Source organism: Kribbella sp. CA-293567 (genome assembly GCF_027627575.1).
GTDB lineage: Bacteria > Actinomycetota > Actinomycetes > Propionibacteriales > Kribbellaceae > Kribbella.
Genome location: NZ_CP114065.1, coordinates 747,872 through 767,152, shown reverse-complemented (window position 1 = coordinate 767,152; position 19,281 = coordinate 747,872). Strand labels below are relative to the sequence as shown.

The 19,281-nt window shown below is 68.8% G+C and carries 19 protein-coding genes; 8 read left to right on the top strand and 11 right to left on the bottom strand.

The features are described 5' to 3' along the window. Positions 1 to 101: 101 nt before the first annotated feature. Positions 102 to 1,217 carry a glycoside hydrolase family 88 protein gene (locus OX958_RS03645; protein WP_270135713.1) on the top strand — a complete coding sequence of 372 codons (1,116 nt, stop codon included), beginning with the start codon at positions 102 to 104 and terminating at the stop codon, positions 1,215 to 1,217. On the opposite strand, the gene OX958_RS03640 is transcribed toward OX958_RS03645, so the two are convergent. Further along, the gene (locus tag OX958_RS03640; RefSeq protein WP_270135712.1) at positions 1,197 to 1,787 is read right to left on the bottom strand and encodes a TetR/AcrR family transcriptional regulator; all 591 of its coding nucleotides are present in this window, start codon (positions 1,785 to 1,787) and stop codon (positions 1,197 to 1,199) included. The genes OX958_RS03645 and OX958_RS03640 overlap by 21 nt on opposite strands. Positions 1,788 to 1,882: 95 nt before the next feature. On the opposite strand from OX958_RS03640, the gene OX958_RS03635 reads away from it, so the two are divergent. From OX958_RS03635 to OX958_RS03625, 3 genes are all read left to right on the top strand, one after another. Then, positions 1,883 to 2,584 (top strand): SDR family oxidoreductase, encoded by a 702-nt coding sequence (locus tag OX958_RS03635; RefSeq protein WP_270135711.1) that lies wholly within the window; start codon positions 1,883 to 1,885, stop codon positions 2,582 to 2,584. Positions 2,585 to 2,672: 88 nt separating this feature from the next. Further along, positions 2,673 to 3,806 carry an SAM-dependent methyltransferase gene (locus OX958_RS03630; protein ID WP_270135709.1) on the top strand — a complete coding sequence of 378 codons (1,134 nt, stop codon included), beginning with the start codon at positions 2,673 to 2,675 and terminating at the stop codon, positions 3,804 to 3,806. 152 nt (positions 3,807 to 3,958) lie between these two features. After that, positions 3,959 to 6,040, top strand: coding sequence for a sialate O-acetylesterase (locus tag OX958_RS03625; RefSeq protein WP_270135707.1), 2,082 nt, complete (start codon positions 3,959 to 3,961; stop codon positions 6,038 to 6,040). A 57-nt stretch (positions 6,041 to 6,097) separates the two neighbouring features. Here the strand turns inward: OX958_RS03625 and OX958_RS03620 are convergent, their stop codons facing one another. Further along, positions 6,098 to 6,418 (bottom strand): DUF1330 domain-containing protein, encoded by a 321-nt coding sequence (locus OX958_RS03620; protein ID WP_270135706.1) that lies wholly within the window; start codon positions 6,416 to 6,418, stop codon positions 6,098 to 6,100. A 135-nt stretch (positions 6,419 to 6,553) separates the two neighbouring features. Here OX958_RS03620 and OX958_RS03615 point away from each other — a divergent pair, with 135 nt between their 5' ends. After that, positions 6,554 to 8,635: a serine/threonine-protein kinase gene (locus OX958_RS03615; protein ID WP_270135705.1), complete on the top strand. Its 2,082-nt coding sequence runs from the start codon at positions 6,554 to 6,556 to the stop codon at positions 8,633 to 8,635. 66 nt (positions 8,636 to 8,701) lie between these two features. Here OX958_RS03615 and OX958_RS03610 read toward each other — a convergent pair whose 3' ends face one another. Both OX958_RS03610 and OX958_RS03605 read right to left on the bottom strand, forming a co-directional pair. Next, positions 8,702 to 9,994: an adenylosuccinate synthase gene (locus OX958_RS03610; protein WP_270135704.1), complete on the bottom strand. Its 1,293-nt coding sequence runs from the start codon at positions 9,992 to 9,994 to the stop codon at positions 8,702 to 8,704. Between the two features lie 413 nt (positions 9,995 to 10,407). Continuing rightward, entirely contained in the window at positions 10,408 to 10,899 is a 492-nt protein-coding gene (locus OX958_RS03605) for a VOC family protein (RefSeq protein WP_270135702.1), read from the bottom strand. 63 nt (positions 10,900 to 10,962) lie between these two features. Between OX958_RS03605 and OX958_RS03600 the strand changes: the two genes are divergently transcribed. Next, positions 10,963 to 11,775 carry an AraC family transcriptional regulator gene (locus OX958_RS03600; protein WP_270135701.1) on the top strand — a complete coding sequence of 271 codons (813 nt, stop codon included), beginning with the start codon at positions 10,963 to 10,965 and terminating at the stop codon, positions 11,773 to 11,775. On the opposite strand, the gene OX958_RS03595 is transcribed toward OX958_RS03600, so the two are convergent. From OX958_RS03595 to OX958_RS03585, 3 genes are all read right to left on the bottom strand, one after another. Then, on the bottom strand, positions 11,766 to 12,980 hold the full coding sequence (locus tag OX958_RS03595) for an MFS transporter (RefSeq protein WP_270135700.1): 1,215 nt from the start codon (positions 12,978 to 12,980) through the stop codon (positions 11,766 to 11,768). The two genes, OX958_RS03600 and OX958_RS03595, sit on opposite strands and share 10 nt — an antisense overlap. A gap of 124 nt (positions 12,981 to 13,104) precedes the next feature. Continuing rightward, complete coding sequence (locus OX958_RS03590) at positions 13,105 to 13,878, bottom strand: 2-phosphosulfolactate phosphatase (protein WP_270135698.1); 774 nt, start codon at positions 13,876 to 13,878, stop codon at positions 13,105 to 13,107. A gap of 56 nt (positions 13,879 to 13,934) precedes the next feature. Further along, complete coding sequence (locus OX958_RS03585) at positions 13,935 to 14,342, bottom strand: DUF3151 domain-containing protein (RefSeq protein WP_270135697.1); 408 nt, start codon at positions 14,340 to 14,342, stop codon at positions 13,935 to 13,937. Between the two features lie 146 nt (positions 14,343 to 14,488). On the opposite strand from OX958_RS03585, the gene OX958_RS03580 reads away from it, so the two are divergent. Both OX958_RS03580 and OX958_RS03575 read left to right on the top strand, forming a co-directional pair. After that, a complete protein-coding gene (locus tag OX958_RS03580; RefSeq protein WP_270135695.1) occupies positions 14,489 to 14,938 on the top strand; it encodes an HNH endonuclease in 450 nt (149 codons plus the stop codon). Between the two features lie 91 nt (positions 14,939 to 15,029). Then, on the top strand, positions 15,030 to 16,202 hold the full coding sequence (locus OX958_RS03575) for a type IV toxin-antitoxin system AbiEi family antitoxin domain-containing protein (RefSeq protein WP_270135694.1): 1,173 nt from the start codon (positions 15,030 to 15,032) through the stop codon (positions 16,200 to 16,202). 64 nt (positions 16,203 to 16,266) lie between these two features. Here the strand turns inward: OX958_RS03575 and OX958_RS03570 are convergent, their stop codons facing one another. From OX958_RS03570 to OX958_RS03555, 4 genes are all read right to left on the bottom strand, one after another. Then, positions 16,267 to 16,467: a hypothetical protein gene (locus OX958_RS03570; protein ID WP_270135693.1), complete on the bottom strand. Its 201-nt coding sequence runs from the start codon at positions 16,465 to 16,467 to the stop codon at positions 16,267 to 16,269. Next, positions 16,460 to 17,083: an LLM class flavin-dependent oxidoreductase gene (locus OX958_RS03565; RefSeq protein WP_270135692.1), complete on the bottom strand. Its 624-nt coding sequence runs from the start codon at positions 17,081 to 17,083 to the stop codon at positions 16,460 to 16,462. The genes OX958_RS03570 and OX958_RS03565 overlap by 8 nt, the downstream gene beginning before the upstream one ends. A 179-nt stretch (positions 17,084 to 17,262) precedes the next feature. Further along, positions 17,263 to 18,288 (bottom strand): class II fructose-bisphosphate aldolase, encoded by a 1,026-nt coding sequence (gene fbaA / locus OX958_RS03560; protein WP_270135691.1) that lies wholly within the window; start codon positions 18,286 to 18,288, stop codon positions 17,263 to 17,265. 206 nt (positions 18,289 to 18,494) lie between these two features. Next, a complete protein-coding gene (locus OX958_RS03555) occupies positions 18,495 to 19,214 on the bottom strand; it encodes a GntR family transcriptional regulator (RefSeq protein WP_270135690.1) in 720 nt (239 codons plus the stop codon). Between the last annotated feature and the right edge of the window lie 67 nt (positions 19,215 to 19,281).

The window sequence follows — 19,281 nt, the reverse complement described above, 5'->3', positions numbered from 1 at the left end:
ACAGAGGGTGAAGGCGTCAATATCCAAACCAGCAATAACTTCACCTGGAACAGAAATCTGATTTGTCCCGTCCCCGATGGAACAATGCGAGGTCTTGTCCCATGAAACGACGTCATTTCCTGAGTTTGGGAACCGCCGTTCTGGCCGCCCCGGCACTACCCTCCGTCACCGCGTCCGCCGCGACGCCACCCTCCGATCCGCTCCCTGGTCGCGCCCAGATCGTGACGCTGGTCCGCCGGGTCGCGGACCAGTGGATCGCCACTCACCCCCAGTCCGGTGACAACGGCTGGGCCCGGGCGACCTTCTTCAGCGGTCTGATGGCCGCCTACCGCCTGACCGGCGAACGCCGCTATCTCGACTACACCCGCAGCTGGGCCGAGCGGCATGCCTACGGAATCCGCGAAGGCGTCGCTACCCGGCACGCCGACAACCACAACGCCATCCAGGTCTACCTGGATCTCCACGAACTCGAGCCCTCGGCGAACAAGTTGACTGCGGCAACGGAGACGCTGCGAAGAATGGTTGCCAGCAGCAAGATCGATGACTGGTGGTGGGACGATGCCCTGCACATGGCGATGCCGCCGTTCGCCCGGATCGGCCGCCTACGCCGCGATCCGGCGTACTGGACGAAGCTGCACCAGCTGTACCGCGACACCAAACTCAGGCGCGGCCTGTACGTCGCGTCGAGCGGACTCTGGTACCGCGACGACCGGTTCCTGCCTGGCAAGATCGTCTCACCGAACGGCAAGCCGGTGCTCTGGTCGCGGGGCAACGGCTGGGTGGCCGCCGGTCACGTGAAAACGCTGAAGGCGCTGCCCGCCGACCAGCCGAACGTCGCCGAGTACCGCAGTACGCTCACGCAACTGGTGACTGCGTTGCGGCCGATCCAGCGGCCCGACGGGTTCTGGAACGTCAATCTCGGCGACCCGCAACACCTTCCCGGCCCGGAGACGAGTGGCACCGCGTTCTTCGCCTACGCCACGGCGTACGCGGTCAAAGCCGGCCTGGTGCCCGCGGTCACCCATCTCCCGATGGCGGCACGGGCGTGGAACGGAATGGCCCAGACCGCCGTTCACCCGGACGGTTTCCTCGGCTATGTGCAGAAGGTCGGGGACCGGCCGGAGTCGAGCCAACCGGTCAACTACCAGTCCACCGCCGACTTCGGTGTCGGCGCCTTCCTGCTGGCCGGCTCCGAACTAGCGGGCCTGGCCGGCTAACTCGGCAGCCCGTACGCCGGCCGCGTCCAGCAGAGTCGCAGCCATCTTGATCCCGACACCGCCGAGCGCCTGGGCCCGTACGACGGCCCGGGCGCTCGCGCCGTCGAAGGTCATCGTGAGCTGCACCGCCATCGCCTCGGGGTCGTCGACCCCCGCGGCCACGAGTTCGCCGAGGAAGAAGTCGGTCAGCCGCTGCTTGAAGTGCCGCGCGACCACACTGCCCGGGTGCTCCGGGTTCTTCAGCTCGACCGCCGTGCTGACGAACGGGCAACCGAAGAACTCGCCGTTCGCGGCCAGCCGGTCCTGCTTCTCGAAGACCGCCAGGATCCGCTCCCGCGGCGTCGCGCCGTCGTCGATCCCGGGCTCCAGCGCCTGCTGGTATGCCGGTCCCACGCTGGCGAGGCTCTCGGCGATCAGCTCGTCCTTCGAGCGGAACAACTGGTACATCGACTTCTTCGAGACACCGGCCGCCTTGCAGAGCGCGTCCACGCCCACGTGCACGCCGTCTCGGTAGAAGAGTTCGCCCGCCGCGTCCAGCAGCCGCTCGCGGGGTGTCGCCTGGGAGTTCATGTTTCGAGCGTACCGGCTCGGCTTGCACTTGAAAACAGATCGGTTTACAGTGTGGAAACAGAACGGTTTCCCCCTCACGATCTCCAGGAGTTCTCATGACCACCCTCGAAGGCGCCGTGGTGCTCGTCACCGGCGGCAACCGCGGCATCGGCAAGGCGCTCGTCGCGGATCTGCTCACCCGCGGCGTCAAGAAGGTCTACGCCACCGCACGCGCCCCGCAGCCCAGCAGCGACCCCCGCGTCGTCACACTGCCGCTCGAGGTGACCGATCAGGCCTCGATCGACGCACTGGTCGCCGCGGCGCCCGACGTCACGGTGCTGATCAACAACGCCGGCGGCAGCTCGCCGGACACCTACCTCGACGTGCCGCTGGAGGCGATCCGCGAGGTCTTCGACGTCAACTTCTTCGGTCCACTGAACCTGACTCGCGCGTTCGTCCCGGTGATCGAGAGCAACGGCGGCGGCCACCTGCTGAACGCGCACTCGGCGCTGTCCTGGGTCGCCCGGCACGGCGCGTACTCCGCGACGAAGGCCGCCCTGTGGTCGCAGACCAACGCACTGCGGCTGGAGCTTCTCGACCGCGGCATCGGCGTGACCGGCCTGCACATGGGCTACGTCGACACCGACATGACCACCGGCGTGACGGACGCCAAGGAGAGTCCGGCCGACATCGCCAAGGCGGCGCTGGACGGGATCGAGACCGGTCAGCACGAAGTACTGGCCGACGGCACCGCCCGGTGGGCCAAGGCCGCCACGGCCGGCGAGCTCGCCGACGTCTACGCCGAGCTCAGGAACTGACCTCAGGCAGGGATTCCAGCACCAGGCGGTCACCACGCGACACGCGCCACCCGGCTTTTCGTAGACTTCTTGCGTAAACTGGGCTCCGATGATCGACGTCATTGCCGTCTCGCGTCCCGAGGATGTCGTACTGGACTTCCTCTCCGTCCTAGATCCAGGCTCCGGCCGCGAAGTGCATCTGGTCATCGCCGACCGTGGTGCCTATCTCCGGCTGCCGGCGGGCGTCCCGCTCGCCGGCCGCCTGGCGCCGCTGGCAGGGCTGCTGCAAACCTCCGGCGACGGCGCAAAGCCCTTCTCACCAGGCAGCGCCGCCGACGCGATCGCGCTCGAGACCGGCGATGTCGCGGCGATGGTCTGGACCCACTCCCCTGCCGACAGCCGCGAGCGCCGTGGGCAGTGGGGGTACGAGCTGGCTGCCGCGATCCGGCGGGCACCGGTCCGGCACGCGGTCGGGGACGCGCACTGGTTCCAGTGGCGGACCGACCTGGACGTTCAGCTCGAACAGCCGCTGGTCGACGCCAAGCTGGACTTCGTCAACACCCATTGCGCCAGCCTGCTCCGCCTCGGCGAGGAGGACGACAACGCGCTGCCGACCCGCCGGATCCAGTCGGTCGAGCGGTTCTTCGACTCCGGTCCCGACGAGCGGGCCCGGCTGTTCGCGGTGATGGGCAGCTTGAGCTCGAACGCGGCGGTGGTCGCCGATCCGTGGGAGTTCGCGACCTCGGCGTACGAGCTGGAGCGGCTGGACGCGACCGCGGCCTGGGTGCGCGGGCATCTCGATCCGGTGGCCGGGCGGGTGATCGAGGTCGGCGCCTGCGAAGGAGCGCTGACCCGGCGGCTGCTGCACGACGGCTACGCGGTGGACGCGACCGAACCGAACGCCAACTTCCTGGCCCGGCTGCGGGACACCGTCGAGGGTGACGTCCGGATCCACCGGCACAGCTTCGAGGAACTCACCACCACCCGGCGGCTGACGGGGTCGGCGTACCTGCTGATCGAGATGCTGTACTACGGCCAGGACCTGACCCTGCTCGACCGTTTCCCGACCGATCGCGTGTTCGTGTCGATGGAGCCGGACCGGCTGGCCCGGCAGGTGTGGCCGAGCGCCTGGTCGATCGAGGAAGAGCTCGATCTGGTCCTCCCGCGGGTCGAGCCGATCGTCGGCGGCCGTGCGTACCTCCGCAAGCGCGGCAGCCGCGGGATACTCCTCCGCAGAAGGTGATCAGGTCCGCCACGAAATCGCACCGGCACAGGCAAAAGTGAGAGCGGCTACCACTGGGCGCAGGGAAAGGACCGCTGGGCGCAGAAGGCTCGCACGAAGGGTGAGCGAACCGCTACCCATGGTGGAGACATCCCGCCCATGGAGGTCCGCCCATGCCTCGACGCGTCAACGCCGGCTCGATCGTCACCGTCGTCACCACCCTGATCGCCACCACCGCCACCCTGCAGGCGGTGGTGACACCCGCCGCCGCGACCGCCTCCGGCCAGGCGGCCGCGACCAGTTGTGACAGCTCTGCCGTCGGCTTCGTCCCGGTCCTGCAGCTGGACCTGCCCGAGCGGGCCGGCTACCTGAACACGACGCCGCCGTACAGCCTCGACCGGACCGCCGAGATCGGCGCGAACTTCGACCGGGTCGGCTACTGCGTGGAGCTCGACGGACCGGACGGCCCGCAGTGGGTCTGGACCGCGATGGAACCCTTCTCCGCCGAAGCGGGCCGGATCGGCCTGCCGACCCGGCCCGGTGAACTCGTCCGGCAACGGGTCGGCGACCTGGACGTCAGGTCGAACGTCGCCGGCGTGACGAACGGGACCGGCCAGACCGGCTACCTGGAGATGTGGCCGAACCAGTACCAGGAAAGTGCGAGCACCCAGGTCGCGAACGCATCGCCGATCACCTTCGACGTCGACGACAACCCGACCTCACCACTCGGCTACGGCTCCTTCCAGGTCGCCCAGATCGGCGCGGACCGGCCGTCGAGCCTCGCGGCCAAGCAGGTCTTCGCGATCAACACGTTCGCCGAGTCGGACGCCGGCATGCTCTCGCTCGGTATCGGCACGAACCCGTCCGGCCAGCCCGACTGGACCTTCGCCAACAACGCCAACCGCTACTCGCAGCGCCGCTTCACCGCCTTCGTCCGTACTGCGGTCGTCGCGCTGACCGAGTCTCCCCAGGACCGGCAGCTGATCCCGAGGGACTCCAGGGGCGGTTCGACCGTGCCGGTGGCCGGCCGGATCACCGACACCCGCGTACGCCGGGTGCAGTTGCGGGTGACCAGCAACGGGCGCACGGAGACGTTCAACTCGTCTTCGAGCACGTTCCGGTTCACCCCGAGGATCAAGGCCGGGCTGCAGGAGTACACGTTCGAGCTCCGCGCGACCGGACCCGGCTTCGACCGGGTGGTGGCCCGGCGGGAAGCCGTGGTCTCCGGTGACGTCTACGTGGTGCAGGGGCAGTCCAACGCGGAGGCGGCGAAGTACAACGGCGCCGCCAACGGCGAGGAGTCGCCGTACTTGCGCAGCTACGGCTCACCGACCTCGGACGCGAGCATCTCCGGTGCCGACCGGGTCTGGCACTACGCCACCGGCGACGTGACCAACCAGTCCGGCTCGATCGGCCAGTGGGCCGTCCGGATGGGCCGGCGGATCGTGGACACCTACAAGGTTCCGGTGGCACTGGTCAACGGCGCCCACGGTGGCCGGCCGATCGACTTCTTCCAGCGCAACGACGCCGACCCCGACGACCTCGACACCAACTACGGCCGGCTTCGGCAACGCCTGTCGGGTGCCGGTGTGATGGGCCACGTTCGCGGAGTGCTCTGGTACCAGGGCGAGTCCGACAGCGACAACGCGTCGGTGCACATCAGCGGCTTCACCTCGTTGCTGCAGGACTGGCGAGCCGACTTCGGCACTGCCATCCCGGGCGGCAGCCGGTACTACGTCTACCAGGTCCGTACGTCGCCCTGCGGCAACACGACGGCCATGAACCTCCGTGAGGCCCAGCGGGATCTCGGCGACACCGCCGGGGTGACAGTGCTCTCCACCAACGGCTTGTCGGGCCATGACGGCTGCCACTACGCGTACCTCGGTGGTTATCGCGACCTGGGCGACCACACGTTCGCCGTACTGGCTAGGGACCTGTACGGCGGACCTACAGCCGGAGTAGCGCCGCCCAACCCGTCCAAGGTGACCGCCAGCGGATCGCAGCTCGTAGTACAGCTTCGGTCGGCTGACGTGCTGACTGTCGACACGGGAGTTGCTGACGACTTCCGGGTGGACGGTTCCGCGGTCACCGTGACGTCAGTGGCCTATCAGGCGGGCGGCAAGCTCGTGGTCACCCTGTCGGGTCCTGCGACGGGCGTGACTGCTCTCACCTACCAAGGCCACAACAGCGCGGGCCCCTGGATCACCAACGCCACCGGCAGCGGGCTTCTCGCCTTCACCCTCCCGATCAGCTAGTGCGCCGCGCGGCCGGTGCCCTCCGCCCCGAGGCACCGGCCGCACCCCGACGGCTCCTCACTCGAGGACGTCGGTCGCCCGGTGATCCCGGTCGACTCCCGCCAGCAGCACCGCCACCCCGTCGGAGTTCTCGGTGCGCAGCGGCAGGATCTCGCGGTACTGCGGTGAGTCGTACCAGCCGCGAGCCCGCTCGTGGTCCGGGAACTCGATCACGATCAGCGTGCCGTCCCACTGCCCTTCGATCGTCTCGGGTTCGCCGCCGTGCACGATGAAGTGGCCGCCGAACGGTGCCAGGGTGGCGTCGATGCGTTCGAGGTACTCGACGATTCCGGCGTTCGGGCGGACGTTGCGCAGGTTGGCGATCGCATAGTGCGTCATGGGTGATCTCCTCGTTCCTTGGTAGGAGACGAGCTTGCGACGGAACGTGCGGAAGGACGATTACGTCCGAGGTCATGGAGAGAGGTCTCCGGCCAGGCCCAGCGGATGGGCTGATCCCGACGTACGGTGGATGCCATGTCAGCAGCGGGGGAACGACCTTCGGCACCGACCGAGGTGCTGGAGGAACACATCGGGCCGTACCGGTTGATCCGGCGGCTCGGGCAGGGCGGCATGGGTGTCGTGTACCTGGCGGAAGGGCCCGAACACAAAGAGGTAGCACTCAAGGTGTTGCGGTCCCACGTGGCGCACGATCCGACCGCGCGAGCCCGGCTGCAGCGCGAGGCGACCACGCTGCAGAAGGTGAACCACCCAGGAGTGGCAGGCATCCTGGACCACGACCTGCACAGTGACCGGCCGTATCTGGTGACCCGGTTCGTGCCGGGTCGCCCACTGGACGAGCACGTCGACGAGCGCGGGCCGCTGACCCCGCAGCGCTGGCTGCCGCTGGCCGGCTGCCTGGCCGAGTCGTTGCAGGCGATCCACCAGGTGGGAGTCGTGCACCGCGATCTCAAGCCCGGCAACGTGATGATGCTCAACGGCAAGCCGGTGATGATCGACTTCGGCATCGCCCAGGCCGCCGACGACCTGCGCCTGACCCAGACCGGCCTCGTGATCGGTACGCCGGGCTACCTCGCGCCGGAGCTCATCGAAGGCGAGATGGTCTCCGAGTCGGCCGACTGGTGGGGCTGGGCGGCGACGGTGGCCTACGCCGCCACCGGCAGGCGCCCGTTCGGCAAGGGACCGTTCGAGGTCGTCCTGCACCGCGTTCACAGCGGCCAGGCGGATCTGGACGGCCTCGACCCGCGCCTCAAGCCGCTCCTGGCCGCCGCGTTGTCCCCCAAGAAGGGCGACCGCCCGACCCAGATCGAGATCATGGCCGGCCTCAACCGCTATGCCGAAGGCCGCGACGCGCTGGTCCCGGACCCGCGGACCCCCACCGAGGAGAACCCGAAGACGGTGCTCCTCAACCCACCGACCGCGGTGATGACTCGCGTCATGCCGGAAGACGCGGCTATTGCCGCCGCGGCCGCCGCCGCGGCTGCTGCTGCCGCCGGTTCTGCTGACGAGCATGATCCCGCCGAGGTCGCGCAACTGGTCCCGCCGGTGATTCCACCGCTCTCCGCGTTCAGCCCGATGCGCGACAAGCTGCGCGATGTCGCCGCTCAGCAGAAGGCGAAGAAGGCAGCCGCCGCCGCGGCGGGCGTTGCCGGAGCAGGTGCTGGTGCCGGAGCTCCTGTGCACCCGGCTACCTACAGTCCGACGCCGACTGCGGCCGCGCCCGCCGGCATGCCGGTGAACTACCAGGCGTATCAGCCACAGACCTACCAACCGCAGTACCAACCCCAGTACCAGCAGTACCAGCCGGCTGTTCAGCAGTACCAGCCACAGCCGCAGTACGGCCAGTCTCAGCAGCCGCAGTACCAGCAACCCCAGCGTGGGACCGAGGTGGCGAGGCGGCAGAGCCATGAGCCGGTGGCGCGCGCCGACACTCCCCCGTCGGCTGACCAGCAGGTGGCTCGGTCGGTGCTGGTGGTTGCACTCATGCTCGCGCTCGGCGGCTTGATCGCTCTGACGCCCGGCTTCGGCGTCCTCGTCGCCGCGCTGCTGATCGCCCTCGCCCGCACTGTCGACCGCGGCAGCACCGCGCTGATGCGGCGTCGTCAGGTCCGCGGTGGCCGCGGCAAGTCCGACGGCCTGGTCGCCGTCGTCGCCAGCCCGATGCACCTGATCGCGGCCACTCTGATCACGCTGTTCTGCCTGATCCTGCCCGTCCTCATGGGCTTCATCGTCGGCGGCGTCATCACGGCCGGCGCCGCCAACTCCCGCGGCCTCGACTGGACCCCGCTGTCCGCGCTCGGCTTCGGCATCGGAGGTGTCGCCGGTCTGTTCACCGCCTGGTGGGGTCCCGGTGGCACCTCGCTGCGCCGCGGCACCAAAATCACCCTGCGCAAGACTTTCCGGCCTGCCTGGCTGAGTCTGCTGGTCGCGGCCCTCCTGCTCGGCGCCGCCGCGCTCACCTTCCACAGCGCGGCCACCGGCGGTGGCGCAGCCTGGGCGCGCGAACCGATCAGCAAGCCGGAGCTGCCGCAGCGGCCAGGGCTCGGCGACATCCGGCACTGGCCGATCATCAGCGACCTGCCCCTGGTCGGCAACTGAGCCGGAAGCACGAACCCCAGCCGATCGGCAGGGCACCGACGGGCTGGGGTCGCGGGGTGGAACGGATCAGAACCGGTCGTCCAGAATCACCATCTGGGAGCGCTCCGGGCCGACGCCGACCGCGGAGATCGGGGCGCCGCTGAGCGCCTCGACCGCCTTCACGTAGGTCTGCGCGTTCTTCGGCAGGTCCTCGAAGCTCCGGCAGCCGGTGATGTCGTCGTTCCAGCCGTCGAACTCCTCGTAGACCGGCGTCGCGTGATGGAAGTCGGTCTGCGTCATCGGCATCTCGTCGTGACGCACGCCATTCACGTCGTAGGCGACGCAGACCGGGATCTTCTCCCGGCCGGTGAGCGTGTCCAGCTTGGTCAGGACGAAGTCGGTAACGCCGTTGACGCGGGCGGCGTACCGGGCGATGACGGCGTCGTACCAGCCGCAGCGGCGCGGGCGGCCGGTCGTCGTACCGAACTCGAAGCCCTGCTGGCGCAGCCACTCACCGTCGGCGTTCAGCAGCTCGGTCGGGAACGGCCCCTCGCCGACGCGGGTGGTGTACGCCTTGACGACGGCCATCACGCGGTCGATCCGGGTCGGCGGGATGCCGGAGCCGGTGCAGGCACCGGCGGAGATCGCGTTGGAGGAGGTGACGAACGGGTAGGTGCCGTGGTCGACGTCCAGCAGGGTCGCCTGGCCGGCCTCCATCAGCACCGTCTTGCCCTCGTCCAGAGCGCGGCCGAGCAGCAGCGGGGTGTCCGCGACCATCGGGCGCAGGCGCTCGGCGTACGCGAGCAGCTCCTCCATCACCTCGGCGATCTCGACCGCGCGGCGGTTGTAGACCTTCACCAGCAGCTGGTTCTTCTGCTCCAGCGCGCCGGCCACCTTCTGCTCGAGGATCTTCTCGTCGTACAGGTCCTGGACCCGGATACCGATCCGGTTCATCTTGTCCGCGTACGTCGGGCCGATGCCCCGGCCGGTGGTACCGATCTTGCGGCTGCCGAGGAAGCGCTCGGCGACCTTGTCCAGGGTCCGGTTGTACGGCGGGATCAGGTGCGCGTTGGCGCTGATCACCAGCCGGGAGGTGTCGACCCCACGGGTCTGCAGCGCGTCGAGCTCCTCGAACAGCACGCTGAGGTCGACCACCACCCCGTTGCCGATCACCGGGGTCACGCCCGGGGTCAGGATGCCGCTGGGGAGCAGGTGCAGGGCGTACTTCTCGTCCCCGATCACGACCGTGTGACCGGCGTTGTTCCCGCCGTTGAACTTCACCACATAGTCGATCGTGGCTCCGGTGTTGCCGAGCAGATCGGTGGCCTTGCCTTTGCCCTCATCGCCCCACTGGGCGCCGACGAGCACGATTGCGGGCATCTCAGCCCTCCTCTTCACGCGTCGGCCGCGACGGCTTCGTCGCCGTGCGCGGGCCGGCCGCTAGCTGTTCCGGCTTCAGAACGGGTGAAGCCCGGGCACGTTCACCGAAACTTCGCTTCGGCGCCGCGTCCAGGCTCTTGCGACCAAAGCCTACCGGAACTGCGCATTACCACGTAGTTCGGTGTCCGGGGAGCCAACACGTGACACCGAGCGCGCAATTCATCACGACGGGTTGCCATTTTCGGTGATCACGTGCACACTCTTAGTCAGCGGCCCGCCGAAACTGCCGCAGGGGACGGTTCCGGCGGGCCGCTTTCCTCATGCCCACAAGGCTTTTGCGGCCGTCGTCAGCGGCGCCGGAGTCCTTGCCCAGCGCCCCCTCGGCTTCGCCGACACTGGTTGCCCGGCGCCGATCAGTCCGCGTCCAGTCCCTCCGGATTCGACGCCAGCCACTCCTTGACCCGCCGGTCCGCCTCCGCCGGCGAGACGTCCTCGACCTTGGTCAGGATCGCCCAGCGGTGCCCGAACGGATCGATCACCGTGCCGTACCGGTCACCGGTCACGAAGGTCTGGACCGCCTCGACCTGCCTGGCGCCGGCCTCGATCGCCTTCGCGAAGGTGGCGTCCACGTCCGGCACGTAGTGCACCAGCGACGAGTGCACCCAGTCGCCGGCCGGGGCCCGCAGCCCGATCTGCGGCATCTCGTTGCTCAGCTGCAGCATCGAGTCGCCGAACCTCAGCTCGGCCTGACCGAGCCGGCCGTCGGACAGGTCCTGCCGGCTGACCACCTCGGCGCCGAACACCTCGGTGTAGAACTCGAGCGCCTTCGGGCCGTCGGAGACGGCCAGGTAGGGGGTGAGCGAGTGATAGCCGGGAGGGATGGGGTTTACCGTGTTCGTCGTCATGCGCAGCAGTCTTCGCGACGCCGTACCGACCGGTCTTGTAAGAAAGCGACAGCCACTTTGACGATGCCACCCGACGACGAGAAGGGCATCCTGCACCCGCGGGAGCAGGCCCGGCACCGCCGCCTGAGCCGGCTCGCGCCCGGGCCGGGGATCGACCGGTTCGTGGAGTGGTACTGGATCGTCGAGTGGGACCTGCAGGCGCCGTACGTGGCCGAGGTGCTGCCTTTTCCGAGCGTGAACGTGACGTTCGAGCAGCCGGGCGGCGCGTTCGTCAACGGGGTCTGCACGCGCAAGTTCGAGCGCGAACTGACCGGCCGGGGCCGTGTCTTCGGGGTGAAGTTCTGGGCCGGCGGGTTCGGGGCGGTGACCGGGCTGGACGTCGCCACGTTCCGGGACCAGGTGAAACCGCTGGGCGAGGTGTTCGGCGACGCCGGCCGGCTGGCCGACCTGATCTTCGCCGAGGCCGACGACCTTCGCCGGCGCGCGGCCTTCGAGGCGTTCATGACCGAGCGCCTGGTGGCGGCCGACCCGCAGTACGACCTGGTCCGCGCGGTGATCGCCGCGATGAGCCAGGACCGCACGCTGACCCGGGTCGACCAGGTCACCGACGCCTTCGACCTGCCCATCCGCAAGCTCCAGCGCCTCTTCCGCCGGTACGTCGGCGTCGGCCCGAAGTGGGTACTGCGCCGCTACCGCCTGCACGACGGCGCCGACCTGCTGGCCCGCGGCGAAGCCACCGAACTGGCCGACCTCTCCACGGCGCTCGGCTACTTCGACCAAGCGCACTTCTCGCACGAGTTCAAGGAGCAGATCGGCCTGACCCCGGCCGAGTACGCCACCCGGGCCGCCGCCGAGGCCCAGGTCACCTACCGCTGACGGACCACGACCGCCATCGCTGTGGCGACCAAGGTGGCGAGCACGGCCAGAGCGAAGCCCAACTGAGGACCTTGGGCGTCCACTGCATGACCAGCCACGGCAGCACCCATCGCGATGCCGGCGGCACTGCCGGAGTTCAACCAGGTGAAGGCCTGCGTCAGTACCGCGGGCTCGACCTTCGACTCTGCGAGTACCGACGACAGCACCTGGATCGGAGCCAGCGCAAGACCCGGAAGAGCCAGCGCCAAGGCCAAAGCCAGCGGACTGTCCACCAGCAGCAGCGGCAAGCTGGTGACGAACAACACGGTCATGGCGATCACGAACTGCTTGGTGACCGCCGTACGCCAGCGTTTTGCTCCGTAGGCCACTCCGGCAACCAGGCTGATCAAGCTGGTGATGCTGTAGAGCGGACCGGCCAGCGACTCGGCGCCTCTTCCGACGGCGAAGGCAGTCACCGACACCTGCATGGTGCCGAAGAACAGACCGACGCCGATATTGGTTCCGACGAGAGCCAGGAACCCCTTGCGCAGAAGGCTTTCTGATCCTTCACTGCGTACTCCGGCCGTCGGCGGCGGCGCAGTACCGCGTTGCATGGCAAGGGACAGGCCGCCACCAACCACCAGAGCAGTGGCGAGTACTGAGCCGGCCACTGGCGACACCAGCGCACTGACTGTCCCGACCAACGCCGGACCGACCAGGAACGCCAGGCCTGTGCCAAGTGACTCCAGCGCGAAAGCGGAGGACAGCACTGGGCTCCCACGCAGGGCGTACGACCACCGGGCCGCCGTCTGGGCGCCGACCTGTGGAAGCGAAGCGCCTGCCAGTACGCCGGCCAGCACCAGCATCCAGAGTGGAGCGGCCGCGAGGGTCAAGGCGATCAGCAGCGCGATCGCCGCGGTGTGGACCAGCAAGGTGATCGGCAGCATCCGGGGCTGCCCGAAGCGGTCGATCAGGCGGGCGACCTGCGGTCCACCGACGGCTTCGGCGACGGCGAAACCGCCGGTCACCGCGCCTGCGACGGCGTACGAGCCGGTTGAGCCGTGCACCAGCCAGACGATGCCCAGGCCCGTCATGGCGATGCCGATCCGGGCCGGCGCCGCGGCCAGGTAGAACTTCAACGCTCCCGGCGTGCGCAGTGCGACGCGGTAACCGCTCTCGACTGGAGCAGCTTGGGGCGTGCGGATCCGTCCGGTGAGTGCCGGCACGGTAGTACCTTCCGCTGCCCGGTGGGGCGGTGACCTGACCGCGGGCGTCCTGCTACGCCGGTCCGTCGAGCCGCCTACAACCGTCCAAGTTCGGCAGGAAGCGGGGACGCACGCCGCCTGCCGGCTATGTCACCGGGCAGAACCTCGGGGGTTTCGATGACTCGTTGATTCTACCGCCTTGCAACACCGGGACGAGCCCACTTATGTCCACCTCGCCCGCTACGGTCACATCGTCGGCGAATCCGTACGCCGTCAGCTCCCTTCCGCCGGCACACTCGTGCAGCAGCTCGGGAAGCTCTCCAGCCACCTCCCTGTACGCCGCTGCGGCGGCTCGGGCCTCCGGGGAGAGCGGACCCACCCCGCGGTCGACCAATGCGGTCAGCAGCCCACCAGCGCCCCACAGGTCTTCGACGGCCGGACGCAGAGACCCGTCACTCCACCTTTCACCGGCGGCAACAGCCACCACGGTCAGTGAGGGGTCGTCGGCCAGCTTGCGAGCCACCCAGTCGGCTGCAGCCAGCCTGTTGCGCAGCGAGACGGCCAGTACCGTCGAACCGCTGTCGCTGAGCTGCTGCGAGATGGTCGAGCCGTTGGGAGACGGGAGCACCAGCCGCCGTACGCCTTTCGCCTGCCGGATCGAGGCCGGCGAGAGAGTGACACCTGGCTGAGATCGGCCGACCGCGAGGACCGCGTCGAGTTGTTCGGCGTACGGGATGGCGGTCTCGTCTCGCCATCGGTAGGGATACACGTCGATGCCGAGGTCCACAGCGACCGTGACGGCGGTGGTGAAGGACAAGACGTCCACCACCGCCACGAGGCTGCCGGGAACGGCAGCGGCGCCGACGGGTCCCCAGTCGAAGCCGACGCGGAAGCCGAGTTGTGCATAGGAGCTGGTCACCGGCGGATCATGTCCCGCCGGCGCCGACCCCTACAACTGGTTAGGCATGCAGTCGGTCAGGCCAGTACGTCGGCCGCCGTGGCGGACGAGTCACGCAGGAACGTCGAGCAGCGCTCGGCTTCGTCCTTCTCGTCGATGATCGCGGCGGCCTTGCCGAGAACGGCCAGGCAGCGCAGGAAACCGCGGTTCGGCTCGTGCTCCCACGGGACCGGCCCGTGGCCCTTCCAGCCGTTGCGGCGGAGCAGGTCGAGACCGCGGTGGTAGCCGGTCCGGGCGTAGGCGTAGGCCTCGATCGTGTTGCCCTCGGCGAGGGCCGTCTCGGCGAGCACCGACCAGGCCAGCGAAGAGGTGGGGCGCTTGGCCGCGATGTCCACCGCAGCGGCCCCGGCGGCGAGTTCCGCCGCGGCGGGGTCGACGGGGAGTAGTGTCTCGGGAGGACCTGACAGCAGATTGTTCAATTCCATAGGCCCCATCTTCGCCGATCACGAAGCCGTACCGGCACGTGACCGTCTGGCGAAATCCGTTGACCGTTCACCGGACGGCCACGGATGCTTGAGATCTTGCGTCGAGACCGCCGTGGTTCCCAGCTACGGCCCAGTTGGAGGCACCGATGAGCGTCATCGTCCTGAACGCGTCCTACGAGCCCCTGCACACCGTGTCGATCCAGCACGCCATCCGGATGCTGGTCCGCGAGGTCGCGGTGGTCGAAGAGGCGCACGGCGAACGGACCATCGGTCCCTTTCCGGTGCCAAGGGTGCTCCGCCTGGTCCGCTACGTGGTCACCCACTGGCGGTATGCGGCCGGCCGGATGAAGTACAGCAAGCACGGCGTACTGCGGCGCGACAGGTTCCACTGCGCCTACTGCGGACTGGCCAACGCCAACACGATGGATCACGTCCAACCGAGGTCCAGAGGCGGCCGGACGGAGTGGATGAACGCGGTCGCCGCCCATGCCTCGTGCAACGAGCGCAAAGGCAACCGGACGCCGTCCGAGGCCAACATGCCGCTGCTGTGGCAACCGTGGGTGCCGACCCGCGCCGAGCTCGTCATACATCTATGACGGGCTATTTTTATGCCCTCTTTCCGGGGCGCTGTCCACAGCCTTGAACTGATCCCGGCCGGGCCCGGCGAATCGGTGCATCTTCTCTGGTGTGAACCCACAACTCAGCGTGATGAGCCAGATCCGTGGGGGCGTCTTCACGCGGGCCGATGCGCGCGCGTGTGGCTACCCCGACCCCGACATCGACTCCCTGCTGGACACCGGCGGCTGGCGCCGGATCCGGCCGGGCACCTATGCACCCCAGCAGACCCTCACCCTGGTCGACGACCAGATGCTTCACCTCCGCCGGCTCTACCAGGTCCTACGCCGCGGCGAGTCCGGCCTGATCGCCAGCCACCAATCGGCGGCAGCCCTGCACGGCCTCCCACTGTGGGGCCTGGACCTCACCACAGTGCACGTCACCGCCCGGCACCTCGGCCCGTCCTCCGACGGCATCCACCGTCACATCCGTGATCCCCTAGGCCCCGGCATCACCCTCTGGAACAACCTCCGCCTGGTCACCCCCGCCCGAGCAGTCGCCGAGGTAGCCGCAACCTGCCCCCTGGCCCCTGCCGTAGCCCTCACCGAAGCCGCCCTGTACGCCGGCCTGGTAACCCCCGCCACTCTCAAACGAGCAGCCAGCCAACTCGCCACTCCAACTGCCCAACGCGCGATCCCGCCCCACCGCGTCGCTCCACCCACTGAACACGCCACCTCGCCTACCCAGCTCGACGCTCTGCCTATCCATCTCGGAGCCTCGTCTGACGCTGATTATCAATCAGCCTTCGACTCCGCTCGTGCCCACCAGATCTTCGCCTTGGCCTGCAGCGAATCGGCGTCCGTAGCCGAGTCCCGACTTCGGCTGATCCTCACCGAAGCAGCCCTCCCCGCGCCTTCCTCCCTACCGCCACCCCTCACCGAGGAGCACTCCATGGACCTCGCCGCCGCCCTCTGGTTCCCCGACGAACGCACCGTCGTCGAGTTCGAGCCGCGCTTCCCCTTCTCTTGCGCGGAATCCGACGACGACTACCTCACCGAAGCCGCCGAGCGCCTGTTCGGCACCCTCACCAGCCCCGACCCACCCGAGCCGTTGGAGTACTGCTTCGTCTCCTGGCAGGACCTCGCCACCCCCGCCACACTGGTCGGCCAACTTCGCGCCACCTTCAGCCGCGCCATCCGCCGAACCGGCGTCCACCGGTTCGACCCCGCCCGCCCCCGGCGAAAGCCCACGCTCCAGCACGCCTCCGGCTACCTCCCCGCCGCCACCCCGGACCAACCCAGCTGACGAAAGCCCGCCAGCGGACGGCTTCCCTCGAGCTCAAAAGCCCAATGCCGACAGGGCCCAGAAGTCAGCGGAAGGGGCCTTGAGCAACTACCGCCTCGACCACGTCGCGCTTGAGACCAACCGGTTCGAAGTCGGTCAGCGACCAGGTCGCACCCGCCTCCGCATACGGTCTCGGATCGGTCCCGGCCGGCAGAGCAACTGCGAAGTCGTACGGCGCGGCGGGGTCCTCACGGAGTTCCTGCACGCCCGCGACCGCCTCAGCCAACTGGTCGGGGGTGGGTCAGGTTGACCGGGAAGAACCCGTCGTAGCGGGCCGCGCGGCGACGTGGGCGGAGGTTGCCCGGGAAACCGGCGATCCAGATCGGGATGCCGCCGTCCTGGACCGGGCGAGGCAGAAACTCGACCTCGTCGACCGTGTAGTGAGCACCGCGATGCCGGACGGGTTGCCCCGACCACGCCGATCGCAGGACGGCCAGGCTCTCATCGGTCATCTCGGCGCGCAAACGGTCGTCGACCTCGTCGCCGAACCGGCTGAACTCCTCACCGAACCGATCGCCGCCGATCCCGACCCCGAGGGTCAGCCGGCCGTTGCTCAGGACATCGAGGGAAGCGGTCTGCCGGGCGACGATGGCCGGACGGCGCCGGGCCAGCGGCGTCACCATCGGCCCCAGCCGCAGCTTCTCGGTCACCATGGCGGCGGCGGTCAGCGTGATCCACGGGTCGGCAATCGCGCGGACGGGTTGCCGCCAGCGCACGTGGTCCCAGACGAACAGCGCGTCCCAGCCCGCCGTCTCCGCACTGGCGGCCAGTTGCGCGATGAACCGTGGGTCGGCCAGGTCGTCGAACAGCGGAACCCAGACGGCGTACTTGAGCGGCTTCATGCTTTCGACCGTAGGGAAGGAGAGAGATCGAGAAAAGCGATCATTGTCGATCAAAATGATCGGCCACTTCGATGTCCTGTGTCCGGTCGATCGCCGGCTGGCTCAGGGCGGACAAACGACGGAAGGGCCCGCCAGACGGCGAGCCCTTCCGGAACAGCGGGTCGTGCAGGTGCGGTGGATCAGGCGAGCAGCGAGGTGCCGGTGGAGCGCAGGTTCTCGCAGGCCTCGGCGACGCGCTGAGCCATGCCGGCCTCGGCCGCCTTGCCCCAGGCGCGGGGGTCGTACTGCTTCTTGTTGCCGACCTCGCCGTCGATCTTCAGCACACCCTCGTAGTTCGCGAGCATGTGGCCGGCCACCGGACGGCTGAACGCGTACTGCGTGTCGGTGTCGACGTTCATCTTGATCACACCGTGGTCGACCGCGGCGCGGATCTCCTCGAGCGTGGAGCCCGAGCCGCCGTGGAAGACCAGGTCGAACGGGCGCTCCTTGCCGACCTTGGCGCCGACCGCGTCCTGGATCTCCTTCAGGATCTCCGGGCGCAGCTTGACCGAGCCAGGCTTGTAGACGCCGTGCACGTTGCCGAAGGTGAGCGCGGTCAGGTAGCGGCCGTGCTCGCCGGTGCCGAGCGCCTCGACCGTGGCCAGGCCGTCCTCGACGGTGGTGTAGAGCTTGTCGTTGATCTCGTTGGCGACGCCGTCCTCCTCACCGCCGACGACCCCCACCTCGATCTCCAGCACGATCTTCGCCGCCGCGGCGCGGGCCAGCAGCTCCTTGGCGATCTCCAGGTTCTCGTCCAGCGGCACCGCGGAGCCGTCCCACATGTGCGACTGGAACAGCGGGTTCTCACCCCGCGCGACGCGCTCGGCGGAGATCTCCAGCAGCGGCCGGACGAAGCCGTCCAGCTTGTCCTTGGGGCAGTGGTCGGTGTGCAGCGCGATGTTCACGTTGTAGTTCTTGGCGACCTCGTGCGCGTACGCCGCCAGCGCGACCGAACCGGTGACCATGTTCTTCACGGTCGAGCCGGACAGGTACTCCGCACCGCCGGTGGAGACCTGGACGATGCCGTCCGAGCCCGCCTCGGCGAAACCACGGATCGCGGCGGTCAGCGTCTGCGACGAGCTGACGTTGATCGCCGGGTAGGCAAAGGCGTTCTGCTTCGCCTTGTCCAGCATCTCGGCGTAGACCTCAGGGGTGGCAATAGGCATGTCTCGCGGTACTCCTCACAGCAAAGTTCCATGTGGGTTGAGCTCCAGTATCGCCACCGGGCACCTCGTCGTGCGCGGCGGCCCGCCTGCTGAGCCGGTCAGGTAACCGGGGAGCGAACAGCAGGAGAACAGACCAGTTGTGAACAGGACCGATCCAGTTGAGGTACTGGTCCGCTCGGTCAGGCGGCTGAGTCGGGCCGGCTACTTCAAGCCGACCCGGAGCGTGGGCCCCGCGGTGTCAGGGCCATGTGCAGCCGGTAGCGATCGGCACGGTACGCCGACCAGGACAGCTCGACCACCTTGCGGCCGGCGAAGGTGGTGCGCTCGAGGACCAGCAGGGGTGCCCGCCGGGCCACGCCGAGCACCCGGGCCACGTGACCGTCGGCGTTGTCCGCCCGGACGGTCTGCTCACCCGAGGTGACGACGACGTCGTACTCGCTGGCGAAGACGTCGTACAGGGTGCCGAGCTCGCGGCCGAGCAGGCCGGGGAACAGCGCGGACGGGTAGTAGCCGACCTCGTAGGCCATCGGCGACGCGTCGGCGGTCCGGAGCCGCTCGACCCGGATCACCTTGGTGCCCTTCGGCATCCGCAGACCCTTCGCGGTCTCGTCGGAGGCCTCGATCTCGGTGGCCGACAGGACCACCGTGCCGGGCTCCAGACCGCGGGCGCGCATCTCCCGGGAGAACGAGGTCAGGTGCAGCTGGGAGTCGACCTGGGGACCGGTGACGAAGGTGCCCTTGCCGTGCACGCGTTCCAGCGCGCCGGACTCGACCAGGTCGCTGATCGCCTGCCGGACGGTCACCCGGGAGACGTTCAGCTTGTCCACCAGGGCCCGCTCGGACGGGATCGGGTCACCGGGGTGCAGCTCGACGTCGATCAGCCGTTCCAGCACCGATCGGACCTGGGCCCGCTTGGTCGCCACCATCGAAACTCGATCCTCCAGACCTGGGCGGAACGCGGGGGTGCCCCGGTCGACCGCTCACTGCTATCGT

Bases quoted from the DNA above. Each gene is read 5' to 3' on its own strand.
- OX958_RS03630 (WP_270135709.1), top strand. From the start codon at position 2,673: ATGATCGACGTCATTGCCGTCTCGCGTCCCGAGGATGTCGTACTGGAC.
- OX958_RS03645 (WP_270135713.1), top strand. From the start codon at position 102: ATGAAACGACGTCATTTCCTGAGTTTGGGAACCGCCGTTCTGGCCGCC.
- fbaA (WP_270135691.1), bottom strand. From the start codon at position 18,288: ATGCCTATTGCCACCCCTGAGGTCTACGCCGAGATGCTGGACAAGGCG.
- OX958_RS03585 (WP_270135697.1), bottom strand. From the start codon at position 14,342: ATGGAATTGAACAATCTGCTGTCAGGTCCTCCCGAGACACTACTCCCC.
- OX958_RS03565 (WP_270135692.1), bottom strand. From the start codon at position 17,083: ATGAAGCCGCTCAAGTACGCCGTCTGGGTTCCGCTGTTCGACGACCTG.
- OX958_RS03640 (WP_270135712.1), bottom strand. From the start codon at position 1,787: ATGAACTCCCAGGCGACACCCCGCGAGCGGCTGCTGGACGCGGCGGGC.
- OX958_RS03615 (WP_270135705.1), top strand. From the start codon at position 6,554: ATGTCAGCAGCGGGGGAACGACCTTCGGCACCGACCGAGGTGCTGGAG.
- OX958_RS03605 (WP_270135702.1), bottom strand. From the start codon at position 10,899: ATGACGACGAACACGGTAAACCCCATCCCTCCCGGCTATCACTCGCTC.
- OX958_RS03600 (WP_270135701.1), top strand. From the start codon at position 10,963: ATGCCACCCGACGACGAGAAGGGCATCCTGCACCCGCGGGAGCAGGCC.
- OX958_RS03555 (WP_270135690.1), bottom strand. From the start codon at position 19,214: ATGGTGGCGACCAAGCGGGCCCAGGTCCGATCGGTGCTGGAACGGCTG.
- OX958_RS03580 (WP_270135695.1), top strand. From the start codon at position 14,489: ATGAGCGTCATCGTCCTGAACGCGTCCTACGAGCCCCTGCACACCGTG.
- OX958_RS03610 (WP_270135704.1), bottom strand. From the start codon at position 9,994: ATGCCCGCAATCGTGCTCGTCGGCGCCCAGTGGGGCGATGAGGGCAAA.
- OX958_RS03625 (WP_270135707.1), top strand. From the start codon at position 3,959: ATGCCTCGACGCGTCAACGCCGGCTCGATCGTCACCGTCGTCACCACC.
- OX958_RS03620 (WP_270135706.1), bottom strand. From the start codon at position 6,418: ATGACGCACTATGCGATCGCCAACCTGCGCAACGTCCGCCCGAACGCC.
- OX958_RS03635 (WP_270135711.1), top strand. From the start codon at position 1,883: ATGACCACCCTCGAAGGCGCCGTGGTGCTCGTCACCGGCGGCAACCGC.